We start from the raw sequence: 25,199 nt of genomic DNA on the forward strand, positions 1-25,199 counted from the left end.
CCGGCGATCGTGCTCACCCGCATGCGCGAACCCACGGTTTTTCCGCTGACGCATCACCGAAGTTCGGCGTACGGCCCTTCCGGACACACCGGGCCCGTCGGAACAATCGCCAGCCGTCCGCAGTCGGGAGTGCAGGAAGGATCTCCGCACCATGAACAGCCGATGTTCCACCGCAGTCCGGTTCGGTGCGCTGACCGCGCTGCTCGCACTGGCGTTCTCGATGATCGGCGTGCCCAGCGCCGCCGCCGAGACCGACCGTTCGTTCCAGGTCACCTGCTCGTTCAGCCACGACAGATCCGACGACCCCATCGTCTTCCCCGGCCAGCCGGGCAAGTCGCACCACCACGTCTTCTTCGGCAACCCGTCCACCGACGCGCGCTCCACCGCGGAGAGCCTGTATTTCACCGGGGTGACCACCTGCGACACCCCCTACGACCTGTCCGCCTACTGGACCCCCGACCTCCTCGTCGACGGGCGCTCGGTCAAGCCGAGCTACGCCGTGGCGAGCTACGAGGCCCGCGGCAAGACCGGCATCCGACCGTTCCCGTTCGGGCTGAAGATGATCGTCGGGGACGCGCACGCGCATCACCCGCAGGACCCCGCGCTCGTCAAGTGGAACTGCGGCGGCAGCGAGGTCGGCGGCTCACCGGCCGAGGTGCCCAACTGCGGCTGGTGGCAGGACACCACGGTCCGCTACAACTTCCCCGACTGCTGGAACGGTCGGGACCTCGACGCGAGCGATCACAAGTCCCACCTGGCGTTCAGCTCGGGCGGCCGGTGCCCGGCCAGCCACCCGGTGGCCGTGCCCGGCGTGCGGCTGACCTTCGGCTACTCCGGCATCGGTGACGGCGGGAAGGTGGCACTGGCCAGCGGTGGCCCGATGACCGCGCACGCCGACCTGTTCAACGCCTGGGACCCGACGGCCTTCGCGTACTACGTCGGGCTCTTCCTCGGCTAGCGCCCCCGCCCTACACCCCGCCCTCCCCACGAGAACGGCCCTGGTGTTCCGCACCAGGGCCGTTCTCGTGCGCGCCGGGCGATCATCCCAAACGCGTAACTGATGTGTTACGCTTTTGTCGTGGAAGCGGCCAGCGCCATCGCGGACCCCGTACGCAGGGAGATCCTCCTGCTGGTGCGGGAGAGCCCGCGCACCGCGGGCGAGATCGCCGACCACTTCCCGATCAGCCGGCCGGCCATCAGCCGGCACCTGCGCGTGCTCAGGGAGTGCGGGCTGGTGCACGCCGAGGCCACCGGCCGCCAACGCGTCTACGTGCTCGACCCGGCACCTCTGGTCGAGCTCGCCGACTGGATCGCCCAGTTCCTCCACCAGGACGCCTGGAGCCAGCGGCTGGACGCGCTGGAGACCGAGGTGCACCGCACCCGGCGCGCGCGGGAGCGCGCGCCGAAACCCCCCAGATCAGAGGAGAACAGCGCATGAGTCCCACCCCCACCGGCCGGCTGCTCCGCACCGCCGACGGCTACGACGTCGTGCACACCCGCACCTTCCGCGCGCCCATCGACGACGTGTGGGCGAGCGTCACCGAGCCGGAGCGCACGGCTCGTTGGTTCGGCCCGTGGAAGGGCGAGGCCGGCCCCGGCCGCACCGTCCAGGTGCAGATGTCCTATGAGGACAACGCTCCCTGGTGCGACCTGCGGATCGACGAGTGCGAGCCGCCGCGCCGGCTGGCCGTCTCGATAATCGACGAGGCTGGCCACTGGCGGATGGAGCTGCTGCTGGACGAGTCCGCCGGCGCCACCGAGCTCCGCTTCGCCCAGCACCTCGAGAGCACGACCGGAATCGGCGAGATCGGCCCCGGGTGGGAGTACTACCTCGACGCGCTCGTCGCCGCCACGAAAGGTGAGCCGCGGCCGAACTTCGACGACTACTACCCGGCCCATCGTGAGCACTACGAGCGGCAGGCCGCCGAGCTGGAGGCGGGTCAGGCGTCGTAGTCGACGGTGATCCGGTCCGACACCGGCAGGCTCTGGCAGGTCAGCACGAACCCGGCGGCGACCTCGGACTCCTCCAGCGCGAAGTTGCGGCGCATGGCGACCTCGCCGTCGACCACCCTGGCCCGGCAGGTCCCGCACACCCCGCCCTTGCAGGCGAACGGCAGGTCCGGCCGGAACCGCTGCGCGCCCTCCAGCACGGAGCGGTCGCGGGGCAACGCCATGGTCGTGGACCGGCCGTCGAGCACCACGGTCACCTCGCTGCTGGCGCCCTCGATCTCCGGGTCGGCGTGCTTGACCGGCTCGGGCGGCACGTCGTCGACGAAGAACAGCTCCTGGTGCACCCGCTCGCGCGGCACCCCGTGGTCGGTCAGCACCGCCCGCGCCCCGGTCACCATCCCGTACGGGCCGCACAGCCACCAGTGGTCCACCCGGGTGGGGTCGGGCACCAGGCGGAGCAGGTCGGCGAGCTTGTCGGCGTCGATCCGGCCGGTGAACAGCTCGACCTCGCGCGGCTCGCGGGAGAGCACGTGCACCAGCTCCAGCCGGGTCGGGTACCGGTCCTTCAGGTCGGCGAGCTCGTCGGCGAACATCACCGTGTCGGTGCGCCGGTTGCCGTAGAACAGCGTCACCCGCGCCTCCGGGTTGCGCAGCAGCGACGCGGCGATCGACAGCACCGGCGTGATCCCCGACCCGGCCGCGACCAGCACGTGCCGTCCGCCGGCGGCGACGTCGGGGGTGAAGCTCCCGGTGGGGGTGGCCACCTCGATCTCGTCGCCCGGCCGCACCTCGCGCACCAGCCAGGCGGAGAACAGCCCGCCGGGGACCTCGCGGACGCCGATCCGCGGCGCCTCGCCGGCGGGGGCGCAGAGCGAGTACGACCGGCGCTCCTCGCGCCCCTCGACGAACCTGCGCAGGGTGAGCGACTGGCCGGGACGGAAGGCGTACTTCGCGGCGAGCTCCGGCGGCACGGCGAAGGCGATGGCCACCGCGTCGTCACACAGCCGAGAGACCTCCGCGACGGTCAGGCTGTGGAACCGGGTCCGGCCGGCCGCGCGCTCCTGGGCGGGGGCAGTCATCGGCTACAGCTCCTTCACGTGCTCGAACGGCTCGGCGCAGGCGTGGCAGCGGCGCAACGCCTTGCACGCCGTCGCGCTGAACCGGGAGACTTCCTCGGTCTCCGGGGAACCGCACCGCGGGCAGCGCACTCGGCTGGCCGGAGGGCGCAGCGTGAGCGGGACCGGCCCGCTCGCGCGACGCGGTGCGGGCCCCGGCGGGGCGATCCCGGCCTCGGCGAGCTTGCGCCGGCCCGCCTCGGTGATCCAGTCGGTGCTCCACGCGTGGCGCAGCGCGGTGCGCACCTCCACCCGCTCGTACCCGGCCTCCCGCAGCGCCCGCACGAGGTCGTCGCGCATGGCCTCCAGTGCTGGGCATCCGGAGTAGGTGGGGGTGATCGTCACCATCACCGTCCCGTCCTCTTCGGACACGTCCCGGAGCACGCCGAGGTCGGCGAGGGTGAGCATGGGCAGCTCGGGGTCGGTGACCGTCTCCGCCACCGCCCGCGCGTCGTTCAGTGTCGTCACCATGTCGCCCCCGGGTGGGCGCGGGCCACGCTCTGCAGCTCGGCCAGCAGGTAGCCCATCGCCTCGGTGTGCACGCCGTCCCGCCCGGCGCGGCCGGCCACCCCCGGACGGCCCGGCAGCTCCGGCCGTTCCAGGGTCGCCGCGCCGAGCACCTGGGCGAGCACGTCGTCGAACTCCGCGCGCAGCTCGGCGGGGTCCACCGCGACCCCGGCACCGGCCAGTCGCCGCTCCACCGCGTGCGGGACGAACAGCTCGTCGACGTACGGCCACACCGTGGCGAGGCCGGCGGCCACCCGCTCGTGCGACACCGGGGTGCCGTCGCCGAGCCGCACCACCCACTGGGCGGCGTAGTCGCGGTGGTAGGTGACCTCCTTGACGCCCTTGGCGGCGATCGCGGCGAGCACCCGGTCGCGCGAGTCGACCAACCGGGTCAGCAGCGCCAGCCGCCACGTGGCGAACACCAGCAGCCGGGCGACCAGCTCGCCGAAGTCCCCGCGGGGCAGCTCGGTCAGCCGCACGTTGCGGAACTCGGCCTCGTCCCGCAGGAACGCGAGCGCGTCCTCGTCCCGCCCGGCGCCCTCGGCCTCCCCGGCCCTGGACAGCAGCAGCCGGGCCTGACCGAGCAGGTCGAGGCCGATGTTGGCGAGCGCCACCTCGTCCTCCAGCTCCGGGGCGTCCGCGCACCACTCCTGGAGTCGGTGCGACATCACCAGCGCGTCGTCGCCCAGCATCAGGCAGTACGCCGCCAGGTCGCCGCGGTCCACTTCGGACGGTAACTCTCGGTCCACCCCGGACAACGGGTCCGCGAACCCGGTGCCGAACGCCCAGCGGGCGTCGTCGTTGCCGGCGGTGATCGCCTCGTAGGCGTTGTCGAAGCTCATGGTGCGGCCTGCTCACATGTGCGGAACGTTGTCCGGGATCTGGTAGAAGGTGGGGTGCCGGTACACCTTGTCGCCGCTCGGCGCGAAGAAGGAGTCCTTCTCGTCCGGGCTGGACGCGGTGATGTGCTCCGAGCGCGCCACCCAGATGCTCACGCCCTCGTTGCGCCGGGTGTAGAGGTCGCGCGCGTGCCGCAGGGCCATCTCGTCGTCGGCGGCGTGCAGCGAGCCGACGTGCACGTGGTTCAGCCCGCGCTTGCCGCGGACGAACACCTCGTACAGCGGCCACTCCGACCTGGTCTCGCTCATGCCGCCACCTCCCTCGTCCGGGCGGCCTGCTTCGCGGCGTGGGCCGCGGCGGCCTCGCGCACCCAGGCGCCCTCCTCGTGGGCCCGCCGCCGGTGCGTGATCCGCTGCTCGTTGCACGGGCCGTTGCCGGAGACCACCTGCTTGAACTCCGCCCAGTCGATCTCGCCGAAGTCGTAGTGCCCGCGCTCCGGGTTCCACCGCAGCTCCGGGTCCGGCAGCGTCACGCCGAGCGCCTCGGCCTGCGGCACGGTCATGTCGACGAACCGCTGCCGCAGCTCGTCGTTCGTGTGCCGCTTGATCTTCCACGCCATCGACCGCGCGGTGTTCGGCGAGTCGTGGTCGGGCGGGCCGAACATCATCAGCGACGGCCACCACCAGCGGTTCGTGGCGTCCTGCACCATCCGCCGCTGCGCGTCGGTGCCGCGCATCATCGTCATCAGCAGCTCGTAGCCCTGCCGCTGGTGGAACGACTCCTCCTTGCAGATCCGGATCATCGCCCGCGCGTAGGGCCCGTAGCTGCTGCGGCACAGCGGCACCTGGTTGCAGATCGCCGCGCCGTCCACCAGCCAGCCGATCACCCCGACGTCGGCGAAGGTCAGCGCCGGGTAGTTGAAGATCGACGAGTACTTCTGCCGGCCGCTGATCAGCCGCGCGGTGAGGTCGGCGCGGTCGGCGCCGAGCGTCTCCGCCGCCGAGTACAGGTAGAGCCCGTGCCCGGCCTCGTCCTGCACCTTGGCCAGCAGGATCGCCTTGCGCCGCAGCGACGGCGCCCGAGTGATCCAGTTGCCCTCCGGCTGCATGCCGATGATCTCGGAGTGCGCGTGCTGGGCGACCTGCCGGACCAGCGTCCTCCGGTAGTCCTCGGGCATCCAGTCCCGCGGCTCGATCCGCTGGTCCCGCTCGATGGTCCGGTCGAAGTGCTCGGCCTCGGGGGGCGTGGTCGTGGTCATGACGCCTCCTGTGCTTTGCGGGACACCCTCCCCTGCTGTGGCGGAAAAGCGTGCCACAGCGGGGGCCCAACCCGGTCGGCTTTCATGAGCGCTGCTCCGCAAGCTCCGCGATGTTCACTCATGACGCCTCCTGTGCTTTGCGGGACACCCGCACCCGGTCGGCTTTCATGAGCGCTGCTCCGCAAGCTCCGCGATGTTCGCTCATGACGCCTCCTTGGCCACCAGGGTGAGCACGTCGTACTTGGCGACCGACTCACCGTCGGCATTGGTCACGTCGCAGTCCCAGCGGACCTCGCCGTAGTCGGCGTTCTCCCGCGGGGTGATCTGCTTCGCGGTGAGCGTCACGGTGAGCGCGTCACCCGGCTTCACCGGCGTGAGGAAGCGCAGGTTCTCCAGCCCGTAGTTGGCCAGCACCGGGCCGGGCTCCGGCGAGACGAACAGCCCCGCGGCGAACGACACCACCAGGTAGCCGTGCGCGACGATCCCGCCGAACAGCGGGTTCTCCGCGGCCGCGGCCTCGTCGGTGTGCGCGTAGAACGTGTCGCCGGTGAACTCGGCGAAGTGGTCGACGTCCTCACGGGTCACCGTGCGCGGGCCGGCCACCACGCTGTCGCCGACCCGCAGCTCGGCGAGGCTCTTGCGGAACGGGTGCACCTCGCCCTCCCGCCTCGGCGCGCCGGGCACCCAGCGGGAGGTGACCGCGCCGAGCACCGTCGGGCTGGCCTGCACCGCGGTGCGCTGCATGTGGTGCAGCACGCCGCGGATGCCGCCCATCTCCTCGCCACCGCCGGCGCGGCCAGGGCCGCCGTGCACCAGTGCCGGCAGCGGCGAGCCGTGACCGGTGGACTCCTTCGCGTCGTCGGCGTCGAGCACCAGCAGGCGACCGTGCCACGGCGCCACGCCCAGCACCACCTCACGGGCGAAGTCGGCGTCCCCGGTCACCACCGAACCGACCAGGCTGCCCTGGCCGCGCGCGGCGAGCTCGATCGCCTCCCCGACCCCGGTATACGGGAGCACAGTGGACACCGGGCCGAACGCCTCGACCTCGTGCGGCTCGGCGCGGCCGGGATCGTCGGCGCGGAGCAGCACCGGCGAGACGAACGCGCCGCGCTCCGGGTCGGCGTCCACCACCTCGACCCGCTCGGGGTCGCCGAACACCACGCTGCCCGCGTCCAGCAGCGCCTTGAGCGAGCGGCGCACCTCCTCCCGCTGCTCCAGGCTGGCCAGCGCGCCCATCCGCACGTCCGGGTTGGCGGGGTTGCCGACGCTGACCTTCGCCAGCCGGTCGGCGGCGGCCTGCGCCACGTCGTCCAGCAACTGCGCGGGCACGAGCGCGCGGCGGATCGCGGTGCACTTCTGGCCAGCCTTGACGGTCATCTCGGTGACCAGCTGCTTGACGTAGAGGTCGAACTCGGCCGTGCCGGGCCGGGCGTCCGGGCCGAGCACGGAGACGTTGAGCGAGTCGGCCTCGGCGTTGAACCGCAAGGCGTTGCGGACGATGGCGGGGTGGGTGCGCAGCCGCTGGGCGGTGGACGCCGACCCGGTGAACGACACCAGGTCCTGCGGGGTGAGGTGGTCGAGCAGGTCGCCGACCCCGCCGCAGACCAGCTGCAGCGAGCCGGGCGGCAGCAGGTCGGACTCGAGGATCAGCTCCACCAGCCGGGCGGTGAGGTAGGCGGTCTGGCTGGCCGGCTTGACCAGGCTGGGCACGCCGGCGAGGAACGCGGGGGCGAACTTCTCCAGCGGGCCCCAGACCGGGAAGTTGAACGCGTTGATCTGCACGGCCACACCGCGCAGCGGGGTCGCGATGTGCTGGCCGACGAACGTGCCGCCCTTGCCCAGCGGCTCCACGGCGCCCTCGACGTAGACGGTGTCGTTGGGCAGCTCCCGCCGGCTGTTGCTGGAGTAGCCGAACAGCACGCCGATCCCGCCGTCGACGTCGAACTTCGAGTCGCCCGTCGTCGCGCCGGTGCGCGCGGACAGGGCGTACAGCTCGTCCCGGTGCTCGCGCAGGTGGGAGGCCAGCGCCTTGAGCAGCGCGGCGCGCTGGTGGAAGGTCAGCTCGCGCAGCGCCGGGCCGCCGACCGTGCGGCCGTGGTCGAGCGCGGCGGCCATGTCGATGCCGGCCGAGGAGATCCGGGCGACCTCCTCCCCGGTCACCGCGTCGTGCAGCGGGGTGCCCTCGTCGTCGGGAGTGTGCCAGTGGCCGGAGACGTAGCTGCGGAGCGGGTTCGGAGCGGACACGGTGCGGGCCGACCTCCTCGGGTCACGGGGGCGAGGCGAATTACCAACCGTACGTTCAGTAAGTCATGGTAGCCCCGACCCCGCGCGGGGAAAAGCCTCACCACCCCGCCCCGATGCCATGAAGGCCACCTTCATGGCGAGCATTGGGGTGGGGGCCGGGGTCAGTCGGGCCAGGTGTGGAAGCCCCGGCCGGTCTTGCGGCCCAGCTCGCCGCGCTCGACCTTCTCCCGCAGCAGCCGCGGCGGGGCGAACCGCTCGCCGAGCGTGCGGTGCAGGTACTCGGCGATGGCCAGCCGGACGTCGAGCCCGACCAGGTCGGTGGAGCGCAGCGGCCCCATCGGGTGCCGGTAGCCCAGCTCCATCGCGGTGTCGATGGACGTCGCGTCGGCCACGCCCTCCTCGAGCATCCGGATGGCCTCGAGGCCGAGCAGCACGCCCAGCCGGCTGGTGGCGAAGCCCGGCGAGTCGCGCACCACGACCTCGGTCTTGCCGAGCGCGCGCACCCAGCCCAGCGCGCGGTCGCGCACGTCGTCGGCGGTCCGCTCACCCAGCACCAGCTCCACCAGCTTCGACGCGGGCACCGGGTTGAAGAAGTGCATGCCGAGGAACCGCCGCGGGGAGGCCAGCGCGGCACCCAGCTCGCCGATCGACAGCGAGCTGGTGTTGGTGGCCAGCACGGTCTCCGGTGACACCGCCCGCTCCGCCGCGGTGAGCACGGCGACCTTGAGGTCGGCCCGCTCGGGCACGGCCTCGACGACGAGCGCCGCGCCGGCTGGCAGCTCCGCCGGGTCGGTGCCCAGCCGGACGCGGGCCAGCACGTCGGCCACCGGCTCGGTGAGCTTCCCGCGCTCGGCGGCCCGGTCGAGCCCACCGCGAATCCGCTCCCGGGCGGCCTCGGCCGCCGCCGCGTCGCCCTCCACCACGGTGACCTCGGCGCCCATGGCGGCGAAGACCTGTGCGATGCCCGCACCCATCCGGCCGCCGCCGATCACCCCGATCGGCTCGTCGATCCTGTTCATGCCCCTCCTCGCTGGCACTCGTCGACGGCGTTCGCCAAGGCTGCTGTGTTCAACGGTTCGCTCCGCAAGCTCCGCTCACACCCCCTCCACCAGCGCCGCGACGCCCTGGCCCACACCGACACACAGCGTCGCGAGGCCGCGCGCGGCGTCCTCCCGTTCCATCCGGTTCAGCAACGTGACCACCAGCCTGGCGCCGGAGCAGCCCAACGGGTGGCCGAGCGCGATCGCGCCGCCGTCGGCGTTGACCCGCTCCTCGTCCAGCCCCAGCCGGCGGATCACCGCGAGGCTCTGCGCGGCGAACGCCTCGTTCAGCTCCACCGCCCCGATGGCGTCCAGCGCGACGCCGGTGCGGGCGAGCAGCTTCTCGGTGGCCGGCACCGGGCCGAGCCCCATCAGCCGCGGGGCGACCCCGGCGCTCGCCCCGGCCACGATCCGCGCCCGCGGCGTGAGACGGTGCCGGCGCACGGCCTCCGCACTGGCCAGCACGACCGCCGCGGCGCCGTCGGACAGCGGGGACGACGAGCCGGCGGTGACGATGCCGTCGCGCCGGAACACCGGCCGCAGCCGGCCGAGCTTGTCCAGGCTGGTGCCCGGCCGGGGACCCTCGTCGGCGGTGACCTCCGTGTCGCCGACCGGCACCGGCACGATCTCCTGGTCGAACCGGCCGGCCTCCACCGCGGCGACCGCCCGCTGGTGGCTGCGCAGCGCGAACGCGTCGGAGTCGGCCCTGCCAATCCCGTCCAGCGCGGCGACCTCCTCCGCGGTCTCCCCCATGGACAGCGTCAGCTTCCGCTCGGGCTCCTCGGTGAACCTGGGGTTGACGAACCGCCAGCCGAGCGAGGTGTCGACCACCTCACCGGGGCGCGCCCACGGCGTGCCCGGCTTGGCCATCACCCACGGCGCGCGGGTCATCGACTCGACCCCGCCGGCGACCACGACGTCGGCCTCGCCGGCGCGGATCGCCTGCGCGGCCGAGAGCACCGCGGTGAGGCCGCTGGCGCACAGCCGGTTGACGGTGTAGCCGGGCACCTCCTCGGGCAACCCGGCGAGCAGGACCGCCATCCGCGCCACGTTGCGGTTGTCCTCACCAGCCTGGTTGGCCGCGCCGAGCACCACCTCGTCGACCGCGTCCGGCGGCACCGCGGCCCTGCGGACCGCCTCGCCGACCACCAGCGCGGCGAGATCGTCCGGCCGGACCCCCGCCAGCGCACCGCCGTAGCGGCCCTGCGGGGTACGGACGGCATCGACAAGGAACGCCTCGGGCACGGCTTCTCCTCCGGGTGACGGAATCCCTTGACAGCGGCTGCAGCACTGCCTTTACTTGGTCCACATTATCAACCGTCCATTCGGTCAGTAAGCGTTTCATTCGAGGCGGTGCACGCGGTGTCCCACCCGCCGGCCGACGTACACAACGCGGCACACGACATGTTCGACGCGGACCGGGCCTCGCGCGCGCTCGGCATGGAGCTGGTCGAGGCCGTCGGCGGCAGTGCCGTGGCCAGGATGCGGGTCACCGAGAGCATGGTCAACGGGCACGGGATCGCCCACGGCGGCTACGTGTTCCTGCTCGCCGACACCGCCTTCGCCTGCGCGTGCAACAGCCATGGCCCGGTGACCGTGGCCGCCGGCGCCGACATCACCTTCGTCACCTCCGCCCGGCTCGGCGACGACCTCGTCGCGACGGCGGAGGAGCGCACCCGCTACGGCCGCAGCGGGATCTACGACGTCACCGTGACCCGCGGCGACGGCACGGTGATCGCCGAGTTCCGCGGCCGCAGCCGAACCATCCAGCGAAGCAGGGAAGAACCGTGACCACCACACCCGACGACGTGGCGAGCGCCCCCGCCGGTGTCGACACGGTCGAGCTCGACGCGGGCGAGCGGCTCGGCGGCGACGAGCTGCGCGCCCTCCATCTGAAGCGTCTGCAGTGGACACTCCGGCACGCCTACCGGAACGTGCCGCACTACCGGCGCAAGTTCGACGAGGCCGGGGTGCACCCCGACGACTGCCGCTCGCTGGCGGATCTGGCGAAGTTCCCGTTCACCACCAAGGAGGACCTCCGGCAGACCTACCCGTTCGGCATGTTCGCCGTGTCGCGCGAGCGGGTGCGCCGGATCCACGCCTCCAGCGGCACCACCGGCAAGCCGACCGTCGTCGGCTACACCGAGCGGGACCTGGCGAACTGGGCGGAGGTGATGGCGCGGTCCATCCGGGCGGCCGGTGGGCGGCCGGGACAGATGGTGCACGTGGCGTACGGCTACGGGTTGTTCACCGGCGGCCTCGGCGCGCACTACGGCGCCGAGCGGCTCGGCTGCACGGTGGTCCCGGCGTCCGGCGGGATGACCGCGCGGCAGGTGCGGCTCATCACCGACTTCCGGCCCGAGGTCGTCATGGTCACCCCGTCGTACATGCTCACCCTGCTCGACGAGTTCGAGCGGCAGGGCATCGACCCGCGGCGGACCTCGCTGCGGGTGGGCATCTTCGGCGCCGAGCCGTGGACCGAGGCCATGCGGGCCGAGATCGAGGAGCGCGGCGGCATCGACGCGGTGGACATCTACGGGCTGTCCGAGGTGATGGGGCCCGGCGTCGCGCAGGAGTGCGTGGAGACCAAGGACGGGCTGCACATCTGGGAGGACCACTTCTACCCGGAGGTGATCGACCCGATCGAGGGGACCGTGCTCGCCGACGGCGAGAGCGGCGAGCTGGTGTTCACCTCGCTGACCAAGGAGGCACTGCCGATCATCCGGTACCGCACCCGCGACCTCACCCGGCTGCTGCCCGGCACCGCGCGGCCGGCGCACCGGCGGATGGCCAAGGTCACCGGGCGGTCCGACGACATGATCATCCTGCGCGGGGTGAACCTCTTCCCCACCCAGATCGAGGAGATGGTGCTGGGCACCACCGGCCTGTCGCCGCACTTCCAGCTGGTGCTCACCACGCGGGAGCGGTTGGACCACCTGACCGTGCGGGTGGAGGCGCGGGCGGACACCCCCGCCGAGCGCCGGCCGGCCGCGGCCGCGGAGCTGGCCGACAGGGTGAAGGACGGCGTCGGGGTGAGCGTGGACGTCGAGGTGACCGACCCGGAGACGCTGGAACGGTCGGTCGGCAAGCTGCGCCGCATCGTCGACCAGCGGGAAAACCGCTAGCCACCCCTGAAATACTGCGACCATGACCAGCGCACCGCCGTCCCGGCCCGGTACCCGCAGGGGTCGGCCGGGCTACGACCTGGAGTCGCTGCTCCAGGTCGCGGTGCGGTTGTTCAACGAGCGCGGCTACGACGGCACCAGCATGGAGGACCTCTCCCGCAAGCTCGGCATCACCAAGTCGGCGATCTACCACCACGTGCCGAGCAAGCAGGAGCTGCTGCGGGTGGCGGTGAACCGCGCGCTGGACGGGCTGTTCGCGGTGGCCGAGGAGGCCGAGTCGGTGCCGGGGCGGGCGATCGACCGGCTGGAGCACCTGGTCCGCGGCAGCGTGGCGGTGCTGGTGGAGCAGCTGTCGTTCGTGACCCTGCTGCTGCGGGTGCGCGGCAACACGAAGGTGGAGCGGGCGGCGCTGGCCCGCCGCCGCGAGTTCGACCGGATGGTCGCCGACCTGGTCGCGCGGGCCGAGACCGAAGGCGACATCCGCCCCGACATCGACCCGGCCATCACCAGCCGGCTGCTGTTCGGCATGGTGAACTCGCTGATCGAGTGGTACAAGCCGCGCCGCGGCGCCGGAGCCGAGGAGATCGCCGACGCCGTCGCCAAGATCGCCTTCGACGGCATCCGCGTCCGCTAACCCCCTCGCGTGTGTCCGCGCCCCGTGCACACGTGTCCGCGTTCTGTGCACATGTGTCCGCGTTCCGTGCACGGGTGTCCGCGTCGTGCGGCGCGATCACGTGTGCATGAGGCGCGGACACAGCGGATGGAGGCGACATGTCGATATGTCGCTGTCTCTTCGCGCTGTCCTAAGGGGACGTGACGACGCGTGGCGGATTCGTTGTTTACAGTCACCCCGGCACTAAGGTAAGACTTACCTTGCCCGCCGACCGCTGTCCTAGGAGTGCCGTGACCGCGCCCGACACGCTCGTCGAGCCCGTACCCGTCGAATCCGTGCGCGACTCCGTTCTCGACTGCGTGGGCGGCACCCCGGTGGTGGCCCTGCGCCGGCTGTTCCCGGACCCCGACGTCGAGGTCGTCGCCAAGCTCGAGCTGATGAACCCGAGCGGCAGCATGAAGGACCGCTCGGCGCGCTACATCGTGGAGAGCGGGCTGCGGGACGGCTCGATCCGGCCGGAGACCCGCCTCGTCGAGAGCAGCTCCGGCAACTTCGGCATCGCGCTCGCCACCGCGGCCAGGGTGCACGACCTGCGCTTCACCTGCGTGGTCGACCCCAAGGTCACCCGCGCCAACCTGGCGATCCTGCGCCGGCTCGGCGCGGACATCGACGTCGTCAGCGAGCCCGACGAGACGGGCGGCTACCTGGGCACGCGGCTGCGCAGGGTCGACGAGTTGCTCGCCGCGACCCCCGGCGCGCTGTGGGTCAACCAGTACGCCAACGACCGCAACTGGCAGGCGTACTACCACGGCACCGGCGCGGAGCTGGCCGCCCAGCTGGTGCACCCGCCCGACTACCTCGTCGCCGCGGTGAGCACCACCGGCAGCATCCTCGGCTGCGCCCGCCGGCTGCGCGAGCGCTTCCCCGGTCTGCGGGTGGTCGCCGTCGACGCGGTGGGCTCGGTGATCTTCGGCGGCGCCCCCGGGCCCCGCGAGCTGCCCGGCATCGGCGCGAGCCGAGTGCCGGAGCTGTGCCGGCCCGAGGAGATCGACGACGTCGTCCACGTCGACGACGTCGACGCCGCGCTCGGCTGCCGCGAGCTGCTGTCCGCGGAGGGGATCTGCGCCGGCGGATCGAGCGGTGCCGTGGTCACCGCGATCGCCCGCGCCCTGCCCGGGCTGCCTCGGCCCTGCCGGGTGCTGGCGATCCTGCCGGACCGCGGCGACCGGTACCTGGACCTCGTCTACGACGACGCCTGGTTGGCCCTCGCCCGCGACCGCCGCCACGCCCGCACACCCTGAGGAGCATCCCGTGTCACCCAGCCCCCGCCTGCTGTACCTGAACCGCCGGGACATCGTCGCCGTGGGCGGCGCCGACGCCGAGCTGTACGTGACCGCCCTGCGCGCCGCGCTCGTCGCGCACGCCGAGGGTCGCACCGTCCAGCCGCTCAAGCCCTACCTGCGCACCGGCGAGGGCGGGCACATCGCCGACCGGATCATCGCGATGCCGGCCCACGTCCCGGACCACTCGGGTCTGAAGTGGATCGGCAGCAAGCACGACAACCCAGCCGTCCGCGGGCTGGAACGGGCCAGCGCGGTGATCGTGCTCAACGACCCCACGACGAACTACCCGGTGGCCGTGCTCGAGGGCGCGCTGATCAGCGCGTGGCGCACCGCCGGCGTCACCTGCCTCGCGGCGGAGCGGCTGGCCAGGCCCGGCTTCACCGACGTGACACTGATCGGCTGCGGGTTGATCGGGAGCACGCAGCTGCGCGCGCTGCTGCAACGGTTCCCGCACATCGCCGGCGTGCACCTGTACGACACCAACCCGGCGGCGGCGAAGGCACTCGCCGGGCGGGCCGCCGAGCGGCGGCCGGGGCTCGCCGTGCACGTGGCCGACAGCGCGGAGGCCGCGACGCGGGCCGGCGACGTGGTGATCCCGTGCACGGTCACCGACCGGCCGTACCTGCCGTTCGCCTGGCTGCGGCCCGGCGCCTTCGTCGCCAACGTGTCCATCATGGACGTCCACAGGGACGTCTTCCTCAACGCCGACAAGGTCGTGGTGGACGACTGGGAACAGAGCAACCGGGAGCGGAAGGTCATCAACCAGCTCGTGCTGGAAGGGAAGTTCTCCCGGGAGCGGCTGCACGCCGAGCTCGGTGAGGTCCTCGCCGGCACCCGCCCCGGCCGGGAGTCGGCCGACGAGATCATCCTGCTCAACCCGATGGGCATGGCCGTGGAGGACATCGCCTGCGCGGCGGAGGTGTACACCCGGGCCCGCCGCCAGGGTGTGGGCACCTGGCTGGACCTGTACTAGTGGCTGGGCTCTCCTGATGGACGCCGCCGAGCTGGTGATGCGCGACCTCGTCGACGCGTTGATCCAGGAGAACCTGTGCGGCTTCGGCGAGGGCGTCGTCGAGGCCGGCGAGTACCGGGTGGGCCGGTTCCGGCTGCGGGTGCGCGACGGCGGCGCGCTGCAGCGGTACCGGTACACCGGCGGGCCGGTGTGCCACGACGGCCGGCCGCTCACCCCGGCCGGGCTGGTGGAGCTGCTCGACGCCGAGTTCCCGCACCGGGCGCAGGTGTGCGCCGACCTGCGGGACGCCGTGGCGCACGCCGAGGTCCTGCGCTCGGCGGGCGCGCCACGGCCGGTGGACCTGCGCGCCGGGGAGCACCTGGCGGCCACCCGCAACCGACCGTTCCACCCCACCGCGCGGGCGGTGTCCGGGTGGACGGCGGCGGAGGTCGCCGAGTACGGGACGGCGCGGGCGGAGCCGCTCGGGTTGGACTGGGTCGCCGTGCGGGCCGACCGGTTGCGCCTCGGCGGCGGGCCCGGCTCGGCCGCGCTGCCCGAGCTGCTGCTCGGACCGGCCGACCGGGAGCGCCTGGCCAGGAGGCTGCCGCCTGGTTTCCTGGCGCTGCCGGTGCATCCCTGGCAGTTCGACCGCGTGCTGCCGCGGGAGTTCGCCGCCGAGCTCGCCGCCGGTGTGGTGCGCCCGCTGGCCCGCGGGCTCGGCCGGTTCCACCCCACGGCGTCGCTGCGCACGCTCATCGCCGCCGACACGCCGGCCCGGCACGTGAAGCTGCCGCTCGGCGTCACCACCCTGGGCGCGACCAGGCTGCTGCCGCCGCGCTACCTGGCCAACTCCGAGCTGGCCGAGGCCACCCTGCGCACCGTGCTCGACCGGGATCCCGCGCTGGCCGCGTTGGTGCTGGCCTGCGACGAGCGCACCTGGTGCGGCTGGCATGCCGGGCCGGACGACGAGTTCGCCGACCGCCCCGGCCTGCTCGCCGCGCAGGTGCGCCACCTCCCGGAGGAGGCGCTGACGGCACTCGCCCTGCCGATGGCCGCGCTGGCCGCGAACGCCGACCTCGACTCGGTGTTCCACAGGAGACCGCTGGCCTTCTTCGGCGAGCTGGCCGCGCTGTTCCTCCGGGTCGGGCTGGGCTTCCTGCGCCACGGCGTGTTGCCCGAGCTGCACGGCCAGAACGTGCTGGTGGTGGTCCGGGCCGGCCGGCCGGCGCGGCTCGTGTTGCGCGACCACGACACCCTCCGGGTGTGTCCGAAATGGATGGCCGCGGCCGGGATCCCGGAGCCGGGCTACCGGGTGAAGCCGGGCGCGCCGCAGTCGCTGCGGCTGGAGGCGCCGGAGGCGCTGCTGGGCTACCTGCAGACGCTCGGGGTGCAGGTCAACCTCTACGGCATCGCCGACGCGCTCGGCCGACGGTACGGCGTCCCCGAGCGGGCACTGTGGGCGCGGGTGCTGGCGGCGACCACGGAGGCGCTGGCGGAACTGGACCCGCCCGACTCCGTGCGGGACGTCGTCGCCAGGCACCTGCTGCGCGCGCCGGTGTGGCCGAGCCGGCAGGTGCTCGGGCCGTTGCTGCGGCGGGGCCGCGGCGGCGGGGTGAGCATGCCGGCCGGCACCGGCGAGGTGCCGAACCCGCTGGTCGAGGGCGCCCGGGAACTGGCGTGGCTGGCGGCGCGGCGGCGGGTGCTCAACGCGTTCCTGCGGGAGACCGGCCGGCACGACGTGCCCGTGGGCCGCCTGCGGCTGCCGGGCGACGTGGCGGTCGAGGTCATCCACCGCTCACTGACCGGGCAGCACGACTACGGCGCGGCCCTTCGGCCCGACGGCGGCCGGCTCGGTCACCGCGAGTTGGTCGCCGCGCTGGTCGAGGAAGTGGCCCGGCGGGCGCCGGTGCCGGATGCCGCGGGTCGGGTGGCGGAGCTGACCGGGCAGATCGCGCACAGCGTCGAGCGGTCGGCCCGCTACCTGCGCGCGGACCGCCCGGCCCCGGCGGACGACCCGCGGGCGCTGACCCGGCACGCCGAGCAGGGGGTGCTGCTGGGCCACCCGTTCCACCCGACGCCCAAGTCGGCCGAGGGGCTCACCGGCGAGGACCTCGAGCGGTACGCACCGGAGCTGGGCGCGTCGTTCGTGCCGCACTACGTCGCCGTCCCGCCCCGCCTGGTGACGCAGCGCCGGGTTGGGCCGGGGCCCTGGGTGCCGGCGGAGGTCGCCCGGCACGTCCCGGCCGGGTTCGCCGCGCTGCCGGTGCACCCGTGGCAGGCGCGGCACCTGCTGGACCGGCCGGAGGTGCGGGCGCTCGACCTGGTGCCGCTCGGCCCGCTCGGCGCGCCGGTGTACCCGACGTCGTCGGTGCGCACGGTGTGCGATCCCGACTTCCCGACGATGTGGAAGCTGCCGCTGCACGTGCGGGTGACCAACTTCGTCCGGAACAACCCGATGGAACAGCTTCGCAGGGCGGCGGACGCGGCGGCGGTGGTCGACCGGTTGCCGCTGGGCCGGGAGTTCCCGGGGTTCGGCGTGCTACGGGAGAGCGGGTTCCGGACGCTGGATCCCGCGGTGGTGGGCGACGCGCTCGCGGCCGAGTTCGGGGTGGTGTACCGGGCGAACCCGTTCGTCGCCGATCGGCGGGCGCCCCGGGTGCTCGCGGCGCTGCTGGAGGAGCCTCCCGGCGGTGGCCCGCCGGAGCTCGCCGGGCTGGTGCGCGACCCGGTGGAGTGGTTGCGCCGGTACCTGGACCTCTCGCTGCTGCCGCTGCTGATCGTGTTCGCCCGGTACGGGGTGAGCTTCGAGGCGCACGTGCAGAACTCGTTGCTGTGCCTCGACGGCGGGTGGCCGGCGCGGTTCCTGGTCCGCGACCTGGAGGGGGTGAGCGTGAGCGAGCGCGGCGCCGGCGACCTGCCCGCGGGCAGCCCGGCGCGGTACCCGGACGAGGAGGCGTGGCTGCGGCTGCGCTACCACGCGGTGACCAACCAGCTCGGTCACCTGGTGCACGTGCTCGGCCGGTACGGCACGGTGCCGGAGGGTCGGTTGTGGACGGTGGCGCGCGAGGCGGTGGCCGGATGCGACGCGGCCGGCCGCTACGGCCGGGCGCTGCTCGCCGACGAGACGCTGCCGGCCAAGGCGAACCTGCTGAGCCGGTTCGCCGGGCGCGGCGAGCGCCCCTGGTACGTGGACGTTCCCAATCCGCTTCGGGAGGGCTGACGTGGAGGCTCGGTGGGTCCAGGCGGCGCTGGCTTCGCCGGAGTACGTGGCCGTCCGCCGGCGAGTGTTCCGGCAGTTGCTGGAGTCGCTGTGCTACGAGGGCGCGCTGCGGACGCGTCCCGCCGGCGCGGATCGGTGCGCGGTCGACGGTGTCGACGAGCGGGGCCGACCGGTGTGCTACGAGTTCACCGCGCGCCGGCGGTTCGGCTTCGGCAGGGTGGCCGTGGGGCCGGATCCGGTGCTGCGCGACGGGGTGGAGGCCGAGTCGGTCACCGCGTTCCTCACCGAGGCGCGCGACGCGCTGGTGGCCGACCAGGAGCACCTGGCCCGGTTCACCGCCGAGCTGGCGGAGACGCTGGTCAAGGACGCGCTCGCGCAGTACGCGCGGACCGAGCGGGGCGACGTGCTCGCCGGGGCGGACCACGACACGCTGGAGTCCACGGTCACCGACGGGCACCGCTACCACCCGACGTACAAGTCACGGGTGGGCTTCGACCTGGCGGACAACCTCGCGTTCGGGCCGGAGTTCGCCCGCCCGGTCCGTCCACTGTGGCTGGCCGCACACCGGTCGGTCACCGAGGTGACGGTGGCCGGGGAGCTGCGCGAGGCCGAGTTCCTGCGCGGGCAGGTGGGCCCGCGGTGGGACCCGGACCCCGCGGAGTACACGATGCTGCCGGTGCACCCGTGGCAGTGGCGGGAGCGGGTGGGGCGGGTGTTCGCCGAGCGGCTGCGCCGGGGTGAGCTGGTGGTGCTGGGCGAGGACCCGGACGAGTTCCGCGCGCAGCAGTCGGTCCGCACCCTGGCCTGCGCGAGCGCGCCGCACCGGCCCTACCTCAAGCTCGCACTGTCCATTGTGAACACGTCAACCAGCAGGGTGCTGGCGCCGCACACCGTGCGCAACGCGGCGCCGGTGACCGAGTGGCTGCGCGGGATCACCCGCGGGGACCCCGACCTGGACGAGGTGATCCTGCTCGGCGAGGTGATGGGCAGCTCGGTGGCCGCCCCCGCCGGAAGTGGCGCCGAGGGGTACGGCGCGCTGGCGTGCGTGTGGCGGGAGAGCCTGCACGCTCAGCTGGCTCCGGGGGAGGCGGCCGCGCCGTTCACCGCGCTGACCGCGCGGGAGCGGGACGGCACGCCGTTCGTCGAGGGGTGGCTGCGGGCATACGGCGTGCGGGAGTGGGTGGCGCGGCTGGTGGAGGTCGCCGTGGTGCCGCTGGTGCACGTGCTGTGCGCGCACGGGGTGGCATTGGAGGCGCACGCGCAGAACATGGCGCTGGTGCACCGGGAAGGGTGGCCGGCGCGGGTGGCGCTGAAGGACTTCCACGACGGGGTGCGGTTCTCCCGGGCACACCTGGCCGAGCCGGGGCGCTGCCCGGAGCTGGCCGGCACGCCGGCGCACCACGGGAACCGGAACTCGTTCCTGGAGACCGGGGACGTGGACCTGGTCACCGATTTCCTGCTGGACGCGTTCTGCTTCGTCAACCTCGGCGAGCTGGCGATCCTGCTGGCGGAGGCGTACGGGTTCGCCGAGCGGGAGTTCTGGGCGGTGGTGCGGGCAGCGCTGCGGGACTACCGGGAGCGCCGTCCCGAGCTGGCCGAACGGTTCGCGCTGTTCGACGTCACCAAGCTCACGGTGGCCGTGGAGAAGCTCACCACCCGCCGGCTGCTCCCCGACACCGAGCTGCGCCTGCACGCGGTCCCGAACCCCCTCGGGCAGGGGTGACCTCCGGTGCCCCTGACCGAGCCGGTCACCCCGATCGACGCCGAGATCGGCGCGCTGGTCGCCGCGCGGTGCCCGCGGACCGAGCCCGTGTGCGCCTACGTCTACGACCTCGCCGCCCTCGCCGCGCACGTCTCCGCCGTCGTCGCCGCGTTGCCGGCGCGTTGCCGGATGTTCTACGCCATGAAGGCCAACAGCGCGGCACCGATCCTGCGCACGCTCGCCCCCCGCGTGGCCGGCTTCGAGGTCGCCTCCGGCGGCGAGCTCGCCAAGGCCCGCGCGGCCGCCCCCGGGGCACCGGTGATCGTCGGCGGCCCGGCCAAGACCGAGTCCGAGATCGCCGCCGCGGTCCGCGCCGGCGCGCTCCGCCTGCACGTCGAGAGCGTGCTCGAGCTGCACCGGGTCTCCGCGGTCGCCACCGGCCTCGGCCACGAGGTCGACGTCCTGCTCCGGGTCAACCTCGCCGGCCCCTTCCCGGCGGCGACCATCGCGATGGCCGGCCGGCCCACCCAGTTCGGCATCGACGAGTCCGCGTTGGGCGCGGCCGTCGGCGCGGCCCGGTCGCTGCCGGGTGTCCGGCTGGCCGGCTTCCACCTGCACTCGCTGTCGAACAACCTCTCCGCCGAGGCCCACCTCGCGATGCTGGCCCACTACCGGGACCGGGTGCTCGGCTGGGAGCGCGCGTTCGGCCTGCGCTGCACCGTGCTCAACGTCGGTGGCGGGATCGGGGTCGACTACGCCGACCTCGCCGCCCAGTTCGACTGGCCGGCCTTCACCCACGGCCTCGACGCGCTGCTGCGCACGTTCCCGGAGCACTGGCGGGAGATCGACTTCGAGTGCGGGCGGTTCCTGGTCGCCGGCTGCGGCGTGTACGCCACCGAGGTACTCGACGTCAAGCGCAACCATGGCGTCAACTACGTCCTCGTCCGCGGCGGCACCCACCACTTCCGGCTCCCGGCGTCCTGGCAGCACAGCCACCCGTTCACCGTGCACCCGCGCGAGGGCTGGCCGGCCGAGCTCCCCCGGCCGGAGGTCCGCGCCGAGCCGGTCACCGTGGTCGGCGAGCTGTGCACCCCGAAGGACGTGCTGGCCAGGGACGTGCCGATGGCCCGCGTCCGGGCCGGTGACGTCCTGGCCTTCCGGCACGCCGGCGCCTACGGCTGGGAGATCTCCCACCACGACTTCCTCAGCCACCCGCACCCTGACCAGGTGTTCCTACCCGCCACGTGACCTGGGCAATGCCCGGATTGTGCGATCGCTCCCGACCACCTAGGGTCGCTTAGCCAAGCCTAACCAAACCGTTACGGGTTGGGCAGGCGCAGCGACCCGAGGAGACCGAATGTCCAGATCCGCCCGCCCGCGCCCGCTCCGGCGTGCGGGGTTCGCGGCCACGCTCGTGGCCTGCCTCGCCCTCACCGCCTGCGGTGGCGGCGCCGACGAACCGGCCGTCGACCAGGGCGCCGCCGACGAGGGGTTCCCCCGCACCATCCAGCACGCCATGGGCGAGACGACCCTCGAGCAGCGGCCGCGGACGGTGGCCGCGCTGGACTCGAGCTACGTCGACGCCGCGCTCGCGCTGGAGACGAAGGTCGTCGCGTTCACCCGGTTTCCCGCGGCCGGCGAGGACCAGCTGCCGGAGTACCTGCCGGCGGCCGACAAGGAGTTCGCCAAGGACGCCAGGGTGATCGGCGAGTTGGGCTCACCGGACATCGAGCAGCTCTACGACATCAGGCCGGACCTGATCGTCTCGGCGAAGGTGCGGCACGAACAGATCTACGACGAGCTGTCCAACGTGGCGCCCACGGTGTTCAGCCAGACCACCGGCGCCACCTGGAAGGACAACATCCGGTTGCTCGGCAGGGCGCTGGGCAAGGAGGAGCTGGCCGAGCGCAGGATCGGTGAGTACGAGGCCAGGGCCGAGCGGGTCGGCGACAACATCCGCGCGAAGCTGGGCCGCGACGCCACCGTGTCGCTGGTCCGGTTCGTCGAGGGCGAGCCGACCGTGCGGCTGTACAGCAGCGCCTCCTACCCGGGGATCGTGATGGCCGACGTCGGCCTGCAACGGCCCGAGGGGCAGCCGGACAGCCAGGACAAGATCTCGGTGAACCTCAGCCAGGAGAACATCACCCAGCTGGACGCCGACCACATCTTCGTCTCCACCTACTCCGACCCGCGCACGGACGAGGGTGACCCGCGCGCGCAGTTCGAGTCGAACCCGCTGTGGCAGACCCTCGACGGGGAGGTGTCCAACGTGGACGACACTCGGTGGTTCACCTCGGTGAGCCTGCAGGGCGCGTATGCGATGCTGGACGACCTCGCCGACCGCTTCGGCGTCGACCCGGCCCGCTGACCCCGCCCTGTCGTGCCATGAAGGCCACCTTCATCGCGTTCAATGCAATGAAGGTGGCCTTCATGGCGTCCGGAGCCTCAGAGCGGGTGCTCCAGCCAGACGTTGGGCTCCACGTAGACGCCCACGCCCTGCGGGCGCGACACCAGCACCGGCGCGATCCCGCCCGGCACGACGTTCTCCCCGTCGACCAGTGACCGGCCGGTCCACTCCCGCCGCCGGTCGAGGGTGCCGGTGATGGTCATCGCCAGCGGCGCGATCCGCACCAGCCGCGCCCCCAACCGCTCGTGGGTGCGCAGCCAGGGATCCTCGGGCAGGCCATCGGGGCGCCGGCGGGCGACATAGTCCGCCATCGGCACCAGCGGGTACTCCTGCTTGCCGGTGGGCCGCACCGGCACGACCAGCCGCCGGAACCCGCGTGCCCGGGTCCGCTCCCGCAGCGCGCGCATCGCGCCATGATCCCCGACCGGTCCCGAGGTGTCCGGCGGATTTCACCGGACTCCGCGCAGGGTCAGCTGGTTCTGAACCTGCTCGTCAACAGTGACCTCGTACACCCAGCGGCTACAGTCCCGCCTTGGCGCGGGTCACCGACAACGGTTCGTCGGCGGGCACCGGCTCACCGGTGCGCAGCTCGGCGGTGCGTCGCGCGACGCGCGCGAAGTTCTCCCGGTCGGCCTGAAGCACGGCGATCCGTCGCCACGACTCCACCAGATCCAGCAGTGCGGTCAGGTCCAAGCTGGCGCGAGCCTCGTCCAACGCCGCACTGTAGGCATCGTCGAACGCGTCGCGGTCCTCGGGCAGCAACGCGGCGCGGATCGCCGCCGGCGAGGCGCCCGGGGCCAGCGAGTTCCTGCGCGGCGACGGGTCGTCGGCGTGCGGTGTGCTCATACCGAGACGATAGCGCCTCCACCGACGGTCGACGGCACCAACGCGCTGAGTAACGCTCGCGCGATGTGCTCAGCGAAGCGCTCCGTGTACCGAACCCCGATCGCCCACCGCCCGTGCCGCTTGGGTCTACGGCTGGGCCGTCACCTCGGTGTCGGTGAAGACCAGCGTGGCCGTGTTCAGCACGAAGTCCCAGACGCCGGGCAGGAGCAGCAACGCCAGCACCCCGCACGCCGGGAACACCACGAGGTTCTCCACCGCCTTGCCGGTGCGGAACCGCAGCCAGCGCGGCGGCCGGATCTCGTACCACGTCTCGCCGGCGATGGGTACCGGGAACAGGAACGGGCAGCCCGACTCGGTGAGCGCGTCGCCGAGGCAGTGCGTAACGCAGCCGGCGGCCACGGCGACGCCCAACCAGCCGGACACCGCGTCCAACTGGTCGAGAGCGGTCGGCCCGGTCTCGTAGACCCACCACACCACCCCGGCGCCGCCGACCGGGAGCAGCCAGTCACCGAGCGCGTCCTCGGCGAGCAGCAGGCCGAGCAGCACCACACCGGCCACCGCCCACGGCCCGCCGGCGCTGGTGCCCAACGCCGTGGCACCGCCGAGCGCGGCCGCGAACAGCACGGTGTGCGAGAGGTGCCGGTGGGTGCCGGTCCGCCGCTCGTCCCGCGGACCCTTGGTGACCTGGTACAGCGCACCGGACGCGCGGCGCAGCAGCCACGACAGCGCTCCGGTGATCGGGCCGAGCAGGCGGGACGCCCGCGCGCCGGGGTGGTCGAGGTCGGGCAGCAGCGCGAAGCCCGCGGTGGTGGCGGCCAGGACCACCGCCTGCGCCAGCGTCCCGGCACCGATCGCCGGCGCCAGCGCCAACCCGACGCACCACCCGGTGAGCGCGTGCGTGCGACCCATCATCCCGGCGCTGCCCTCCCGTTCCACGACGTGAACCGGCGGCCAGTCTGCAGGAGGGCACCGACAGTCCGGGGCAACGACGCGCCCCGAAGTGATCATGGAAACGCCGGCGGCCGTTCAGCGGGCGTAGTCACGCAGCGGGGGCTCGGCCCGCACCCAGGTCCACGGCGGGCTCTCCAGCAACGCCTTCACCGGCAGGCTGAGCAGGTCGGGCACGGCGGTGACCAGCCCGGGCCAGTCCAGCGGCATGAACGCCGAGCGACACACCGCGCGGTCGACACGGGCGGGGTCCGCCGGGCCGGGATGGGTGAGGGCGTCCCGGACCAGCGCGTACACCACCGCGTCGACGACCAGCGCGATGTGCTCGCCGAACCGGCCGGGGCAGACGTCCTGGGTGCCGACGTGCGCGGCGCCGGGCAACGCGCTCGCCTCACGACCGGGCGTGGCGAACTCGTCGGTGGTGGAGTAGAGCGAGGTGTACGCCGGCCCGGCCGGCGGCGGCGCGGCGTTGAGCGCCGTCGACCAGCGGGAGCCACGGGTGAACTGCCAGAACGACTCCTGGCACCCGGTGGGGAGGGCGTTGAGCACGCCGCAGTACAGGCTGGCCATGGTGGAGCCCTGGAACGGGCTGCCCATGCTGATCACGTCGTCGAGCATCGCGGGGATGTCCGGCCAGAACCGCGCCGCCCACACCGGGTGCAGCCCACCCTGGCTGTGCCCGACGGTGGACACCTTGCGCCCGCTGCGCTCGTGCATGGTGCGGATCGCGTGCACCACGTACTCCGACGAGACCTGCATGTCGCGCCAGCCGCGGTACGGGTAGTTCACCCAGCACGTGGGCACCCCCTCCGCGCGCAACACGGCGACGTAGTTCCAGGCGAAGTTCTCCCCGCCCTCGGCGGTGGTGCCGGGTACGAACAGCACCGGGTTGGCGGTGGCGTGGTCGAGGCTCTCGTCGCAGTGCAGGGCCGCGTCGAGCCGCGACTCGGGCGTCTCCAGCGGTGGGCCCGGTGGTGTGGTGGCGCCGGCCGCGGGTGCGGCGGCGATCAGCAGGGACAGCGACAGCAGGGCGGCGGACACCGTACGGCGCAGGGTTCTCATGCCGGGAGGCTGGCACGGTGAACCCGA

Annotated in this window: 24 protein-coding genes; 12 read left to right on the forward strand and 12 right to left on the reverse strand. The window is 73.2% G+C overall.

Going from position 1 to position 25,199, the window contains the following annotated elements:
- Positions 1 to 151 precede the first annotated feature (151 nt).
- From BM051_RS08675 to BM051_RS08685, 3 genes are all read left to right on the forward strand, one after another.
- Positions 152 to 958 (forward strand): DUF1996 domain-containing protein, encoded by an 807-nt coding sequence (locus BM051_RS08675; RefSeq protein WP_092529475.1) that lies wholly within the window; start codon positions 152 to 154, stop codon positions 956 to 958.
- Between the two features lie 120 nt (positions 959 to 1,078).
- Positions 1,079 to 1,438 carry a metalloregulator ArsR/SmtB family transcription factor gene (locus BM051_RS08680; RefSeq protein WP_243859231.1) on the forward strand — a complete coding sequence of 120 codons (360 nt, stop codon included), beginning with the start codon at positions 1,079 to 1,081 and terminating at the stop codon, positions 1,436 to 1,438.
- Positions 1,435 to 1,953 (forward strand): SRPBCC family protein, encoded by a 519-nt coding sequence (locus BM051_RS08685; RefSeq protein WP_092529477.1) that lies wholly within the window; start codon positions 1,435 to 1,437, stop codon positions 1,951 to 1,953. The genes BM051_RS08680 and BM051_RS08685 overlap by 4 nt, the downstream gene beginning before the upstream one ends.
- Here BM051_RS08685 and paaE read toward each other — a convergent pair.
- The 8 genes from paaE to BM051_RS08725 form a co-directional block, all read right to left on the reverse strand.
- Positions 1,941 to 3,029 carry a 1,2-phenylacetyl-CoA epoxidase subunit PaaE gene (gene paaE, locus BM051_RS08690; protein WP_092529478.1) on the reverse strand — a complete coding sequence of 363 codons (1,089 nt, stop codon included), beginning with the start codon at positions 3,027 to 3,029 and terminating at the stop codon, positions 1,941 to 1,943. The genes BM051_RS08685 and paaE overlap by 13 nt on opposite strands.
- Before the next feature lie 3 nt (positions 3,030 to 3,032).
- Positions 3,033 to 3,536 carry a 1,2-phenylacetyl-CoA epoxidase subunit PaaD gene (paaD, locus tag BM051_RS08695; protein WP_092529479.1) on the reverse strand — a complete coding sequence of 168 codons (504 nt, stop codon included), beginning with the start codon at positions 3,534 to 3,536 and terminating at the stop codon, positions 3,033 to 3,035.
- On the reverse strand, positions 3,530 to 4,414 hold the full coding sequence (paaC, locus tag BM051_RS08700; protein ID WP_092529480.1) for a 1,2-phenylacetyl-CoA epoxidase subunit PaaC: 885 nt from the start codon (positions 4,412 to 4,414) through the stop codon (positions 3,530 to 3,532). The genes paaD and paaC overlap by 7 nt, the downstream gene beginning before the upstream one ends.
- 12 nt (positions 4,415 to 4,426) lie before the next feature.
- Positions 4,427 to 4,720 (reverse strand): 1,2-phenylacetyl-CoA epoxidase subunit PaaB, encoded by a 294-nt coding sequence (gene paaB, locus BM051_RS08705; protein WP_092529481.1) that lies wholly within the window; start codon positions 4,718 to 4,720, stop codon positions 4,427 to 4,429.
- On the reverse strand, positions 4,717 to 5,670 hold the full coding sequence (paaA, locus tag BM051_RS08710; RefSeq protein ID WP_092529482.1) for a 1,2-phenylacetyl-CoA epoxidase subunit PaaA: 954 nt from the start codon (positions 5,668 to 5,670) through the stop codon (positions 4,717 to 4,719). Before paaA ends, paaB begins: the two co-directional genes overlap by 4 nt.
- Before the next feature lie 201 nt (positions 5,671 to 5,871).
- Entirely contained in the window at positions 5,872 to 7,914 is a 2,043-nt protein-coding gene (gene paaZ, locus BM051_RS08715; RefSeq protein WP_092529483.1) for a phenylacetic acid degradation bifunctional protein PaaZ, read from the reverse strand.
- 161 nt (positions 7,915 to 8,075) lie between these two features.
- On the reverse strand, positions 8,076 to 8,933 hold the full coding sequence (locus BM051_RS08720) for a 3-hydroxyacyl-CoA dehydrogenase family protein (protein WP_092529484.1): 858 nt from the start codon (positions 8,931 to 8,933) through the stop codon (positions 8,076 to 8,078).
- 75 nt (positions 8,934 to 9,008) lie between these two features.
- Positions 9,009 to 10,199, reverse strand: coding sequence for a thiolase family protein (locus tag BM051_RS08725; protein ID WP_092529485.1), 1,191 nt, complete (start codon positions 10,197 to 10,199; stop codon positions 9,009 to 9,011).
- A gap of 159 nt (positions 10,200 to 10,358) precedes the next feature.
- On the opposite strand from BM051_RS08725, the gene paaI reads away from it, so the two are divergent.
- The 9 genes from paaI to BM051_RS08770 all read left to right on the forward strand — a co-directional run bounded on the left by paaI (position 10,359) and on the right by BM051_RS08770 (position 22,277).
- On the forward strand, positions 10,359 to 10,745 hold the full coding sequence (gene paaI / locus BM051_RS08730; protein WP_092529691.1) for a hydroxyphenylacetyl-CoA thioesterase PaaI: 387 nt from the start codon (positions 10,359 to 10,361) through the stop codon (positions 10,743 to 10,745).
- Positions 10,742 to 12,079: a phenylacetate--CoA ligase PaaK gene (paaK, locus tag BM051_RS08735; protein WP_166677571.1), complete on the forward strand. Its 1,338-nt coding sequence runs from the start codon at positions 10,742 to 10,744 to the stop codon at positions 12,077 to 12,079. The genes paaI and paaK overlap by 4 nt, the downstream gene beginning before the upstream one ends.
- 22 nt (positions 12,080 to 12,101) lie before the next feature.
- Positions 12,102 to 12,713: a TetR/AcrR family transcriptional regulator gene (locus BM051_RS08740; RefSeq protein WP_092529486.1), complete on the forward strand. Its 612-nt coding sequence runs from the start codon at positions 12,102 to 12,104 to the stop codon at positions 12,711 to 12,713.
- Positions 12,714 to 12,982: 269 nt separating this feature from the next.
- Positions 12,983 to 13,993 carry a 2,3-diaminopropionate biosynthesis protein SbnA gene (sbnA, locus tag BM051_RS08745; RefSeq protein ID WP_134045895.1) on the forward strand — a complete coding sequence of 337 codons (1,011 nt, stop codon included), beginning with the start codon at positions 12,983 to 12,985 and terminating at the stop codon, positions 13,991 to 13,993.
- A 10-nt stretch (positions 13,994 to 14,003) separates the two neighbouring features.
- Positions 14,004 to 15,008, forward strand: coding sequence for a 2,3-diaminopropionate biosynthesis protein SbnB (sbnB, locus tag BM051_RS08750; protein WP_243859232.1), 1,005 nt, complete (start codon positions 14,004 to 14,006; stop codon positions 15,006 to 15,008).
- A gap of 16 nt (positions 15,009 to 15,024) precedes the next feature.
- Positions 15,025 to 18,207, forward strand: coding sequence for an IucA/IucC family protein (locus tag BM051_RS08755; RefSeq protein ID WP_092529487.1), 3,183 nt, complete (start codon positions 15,025 to 15,027; stop codon positions 18,205 to 18,207).
- Between the two features lies 1 nt (position 18,208).
- Complete coding sequence (locus BM051_RS08760; RefSeq protein ID WP_092529488.1) at positions 18,209 to 19,930, forward strand: IucA/IucC family protein; 1,722 nt, start codon at positions 18,209 to 18,211, stop codon at positions 19,928 to 19,930.
- 6 nt (positions 19,931 to 19,936) lie between these two features.
- Positions 19,937 to 21,157, forward strand: a complete 1,221-nt coding sequence (locus BM051_RS08765) for a type III PLP-dependent enzyme (RefSeq protein ID WP_243859233.1) — start codon at positions 19,937 to 19,939, stop codon at positions 21,155 to 21,157.
- 109 nt (positions 21,158 to 21,266) lie between these two features.
- A complete protein-coding gene (locus BM051_RS08770; protein WP_092529489.1) occupies positions 21,267 to 22,277 on the forward strand; it encodes an ABC transporter substrate-binding protein in 1,011 nt (336 codons plus the stop codon).
- A gap of 77 nt (positions 22,278 to 22,354) precedes the next feature.
- Here BM051_RS08770 and BM051_RS08775 read toward each other — a convergent pair whose 3' ends face one another.
- The 4 genes from BM051_RS08775 to BM051_RS08790 all read right to left on the reverse strand — a co-directional run bounded on the left by BM051_RS08775 (position 22,355) and on the right by BM051_RS08790 (position 25,172).
- Complete coding sequence (locus tag BM051_RS08775) at positions 22,355 to 22,723, reverse strand: hypothetical protein (RefSeq protein ID WP_177216899.1); 369 nt, start codon at positions 22,721 to 22,723, stop codon at positions 22,355 to 22,357.
- Positions 22,724 to 22,835: 112 nt separating this feature from the next.
- Positions 22,836 to 23,162 carry a DUF6247 family protein gene (locus tag BM051_RS08780; protein ID WP_092529490.1) on the reverse strand — a complete coding sequence of 109 codons (327 nt, stop codon included), beginning with the start codon at positions 23,160 to 23,162 and terminating at the stop codon, positions 22,836 to 22,838.
- A 126-nt stretch (positions 23,163 to 23,288) separates the two neighbouring features.
- A complete protein-coding gene (locus BM051_RS08785) occupies positions 23,289 to 24,074 on the reverse strand; it encodes a metal-dependent hydrolase (protein ID WP_092529491.1) in 786 nt (261 codons plus the stop codon).
- Positions 24,075 to 24,188: 114 nt separating this feature from the next.
- Positions 24,189 to 25,172, reverse strand: a complete 984-nt coding sequence (locus BM051_RS08790; protein ID WP_134045897.1) for an esterase/lipase family protein — start codon at positions 25,170 to 25,172, stop codon at positions 24,189 to 24,191.
- Positions 25,173 to 25,199: the final 27 nt, after the last annotated feature.

Origin of the sequence: Amycolatopsis arida, assembly GCF_900115565.1 — a bacterium.
GTDB classification, from domain to species: Bacteria; Actinomycetota; Actinomycetes; order Mycobacteriales; family Pseudonocardiaceae; genus Yuhushiella; species Yuhushiella arida.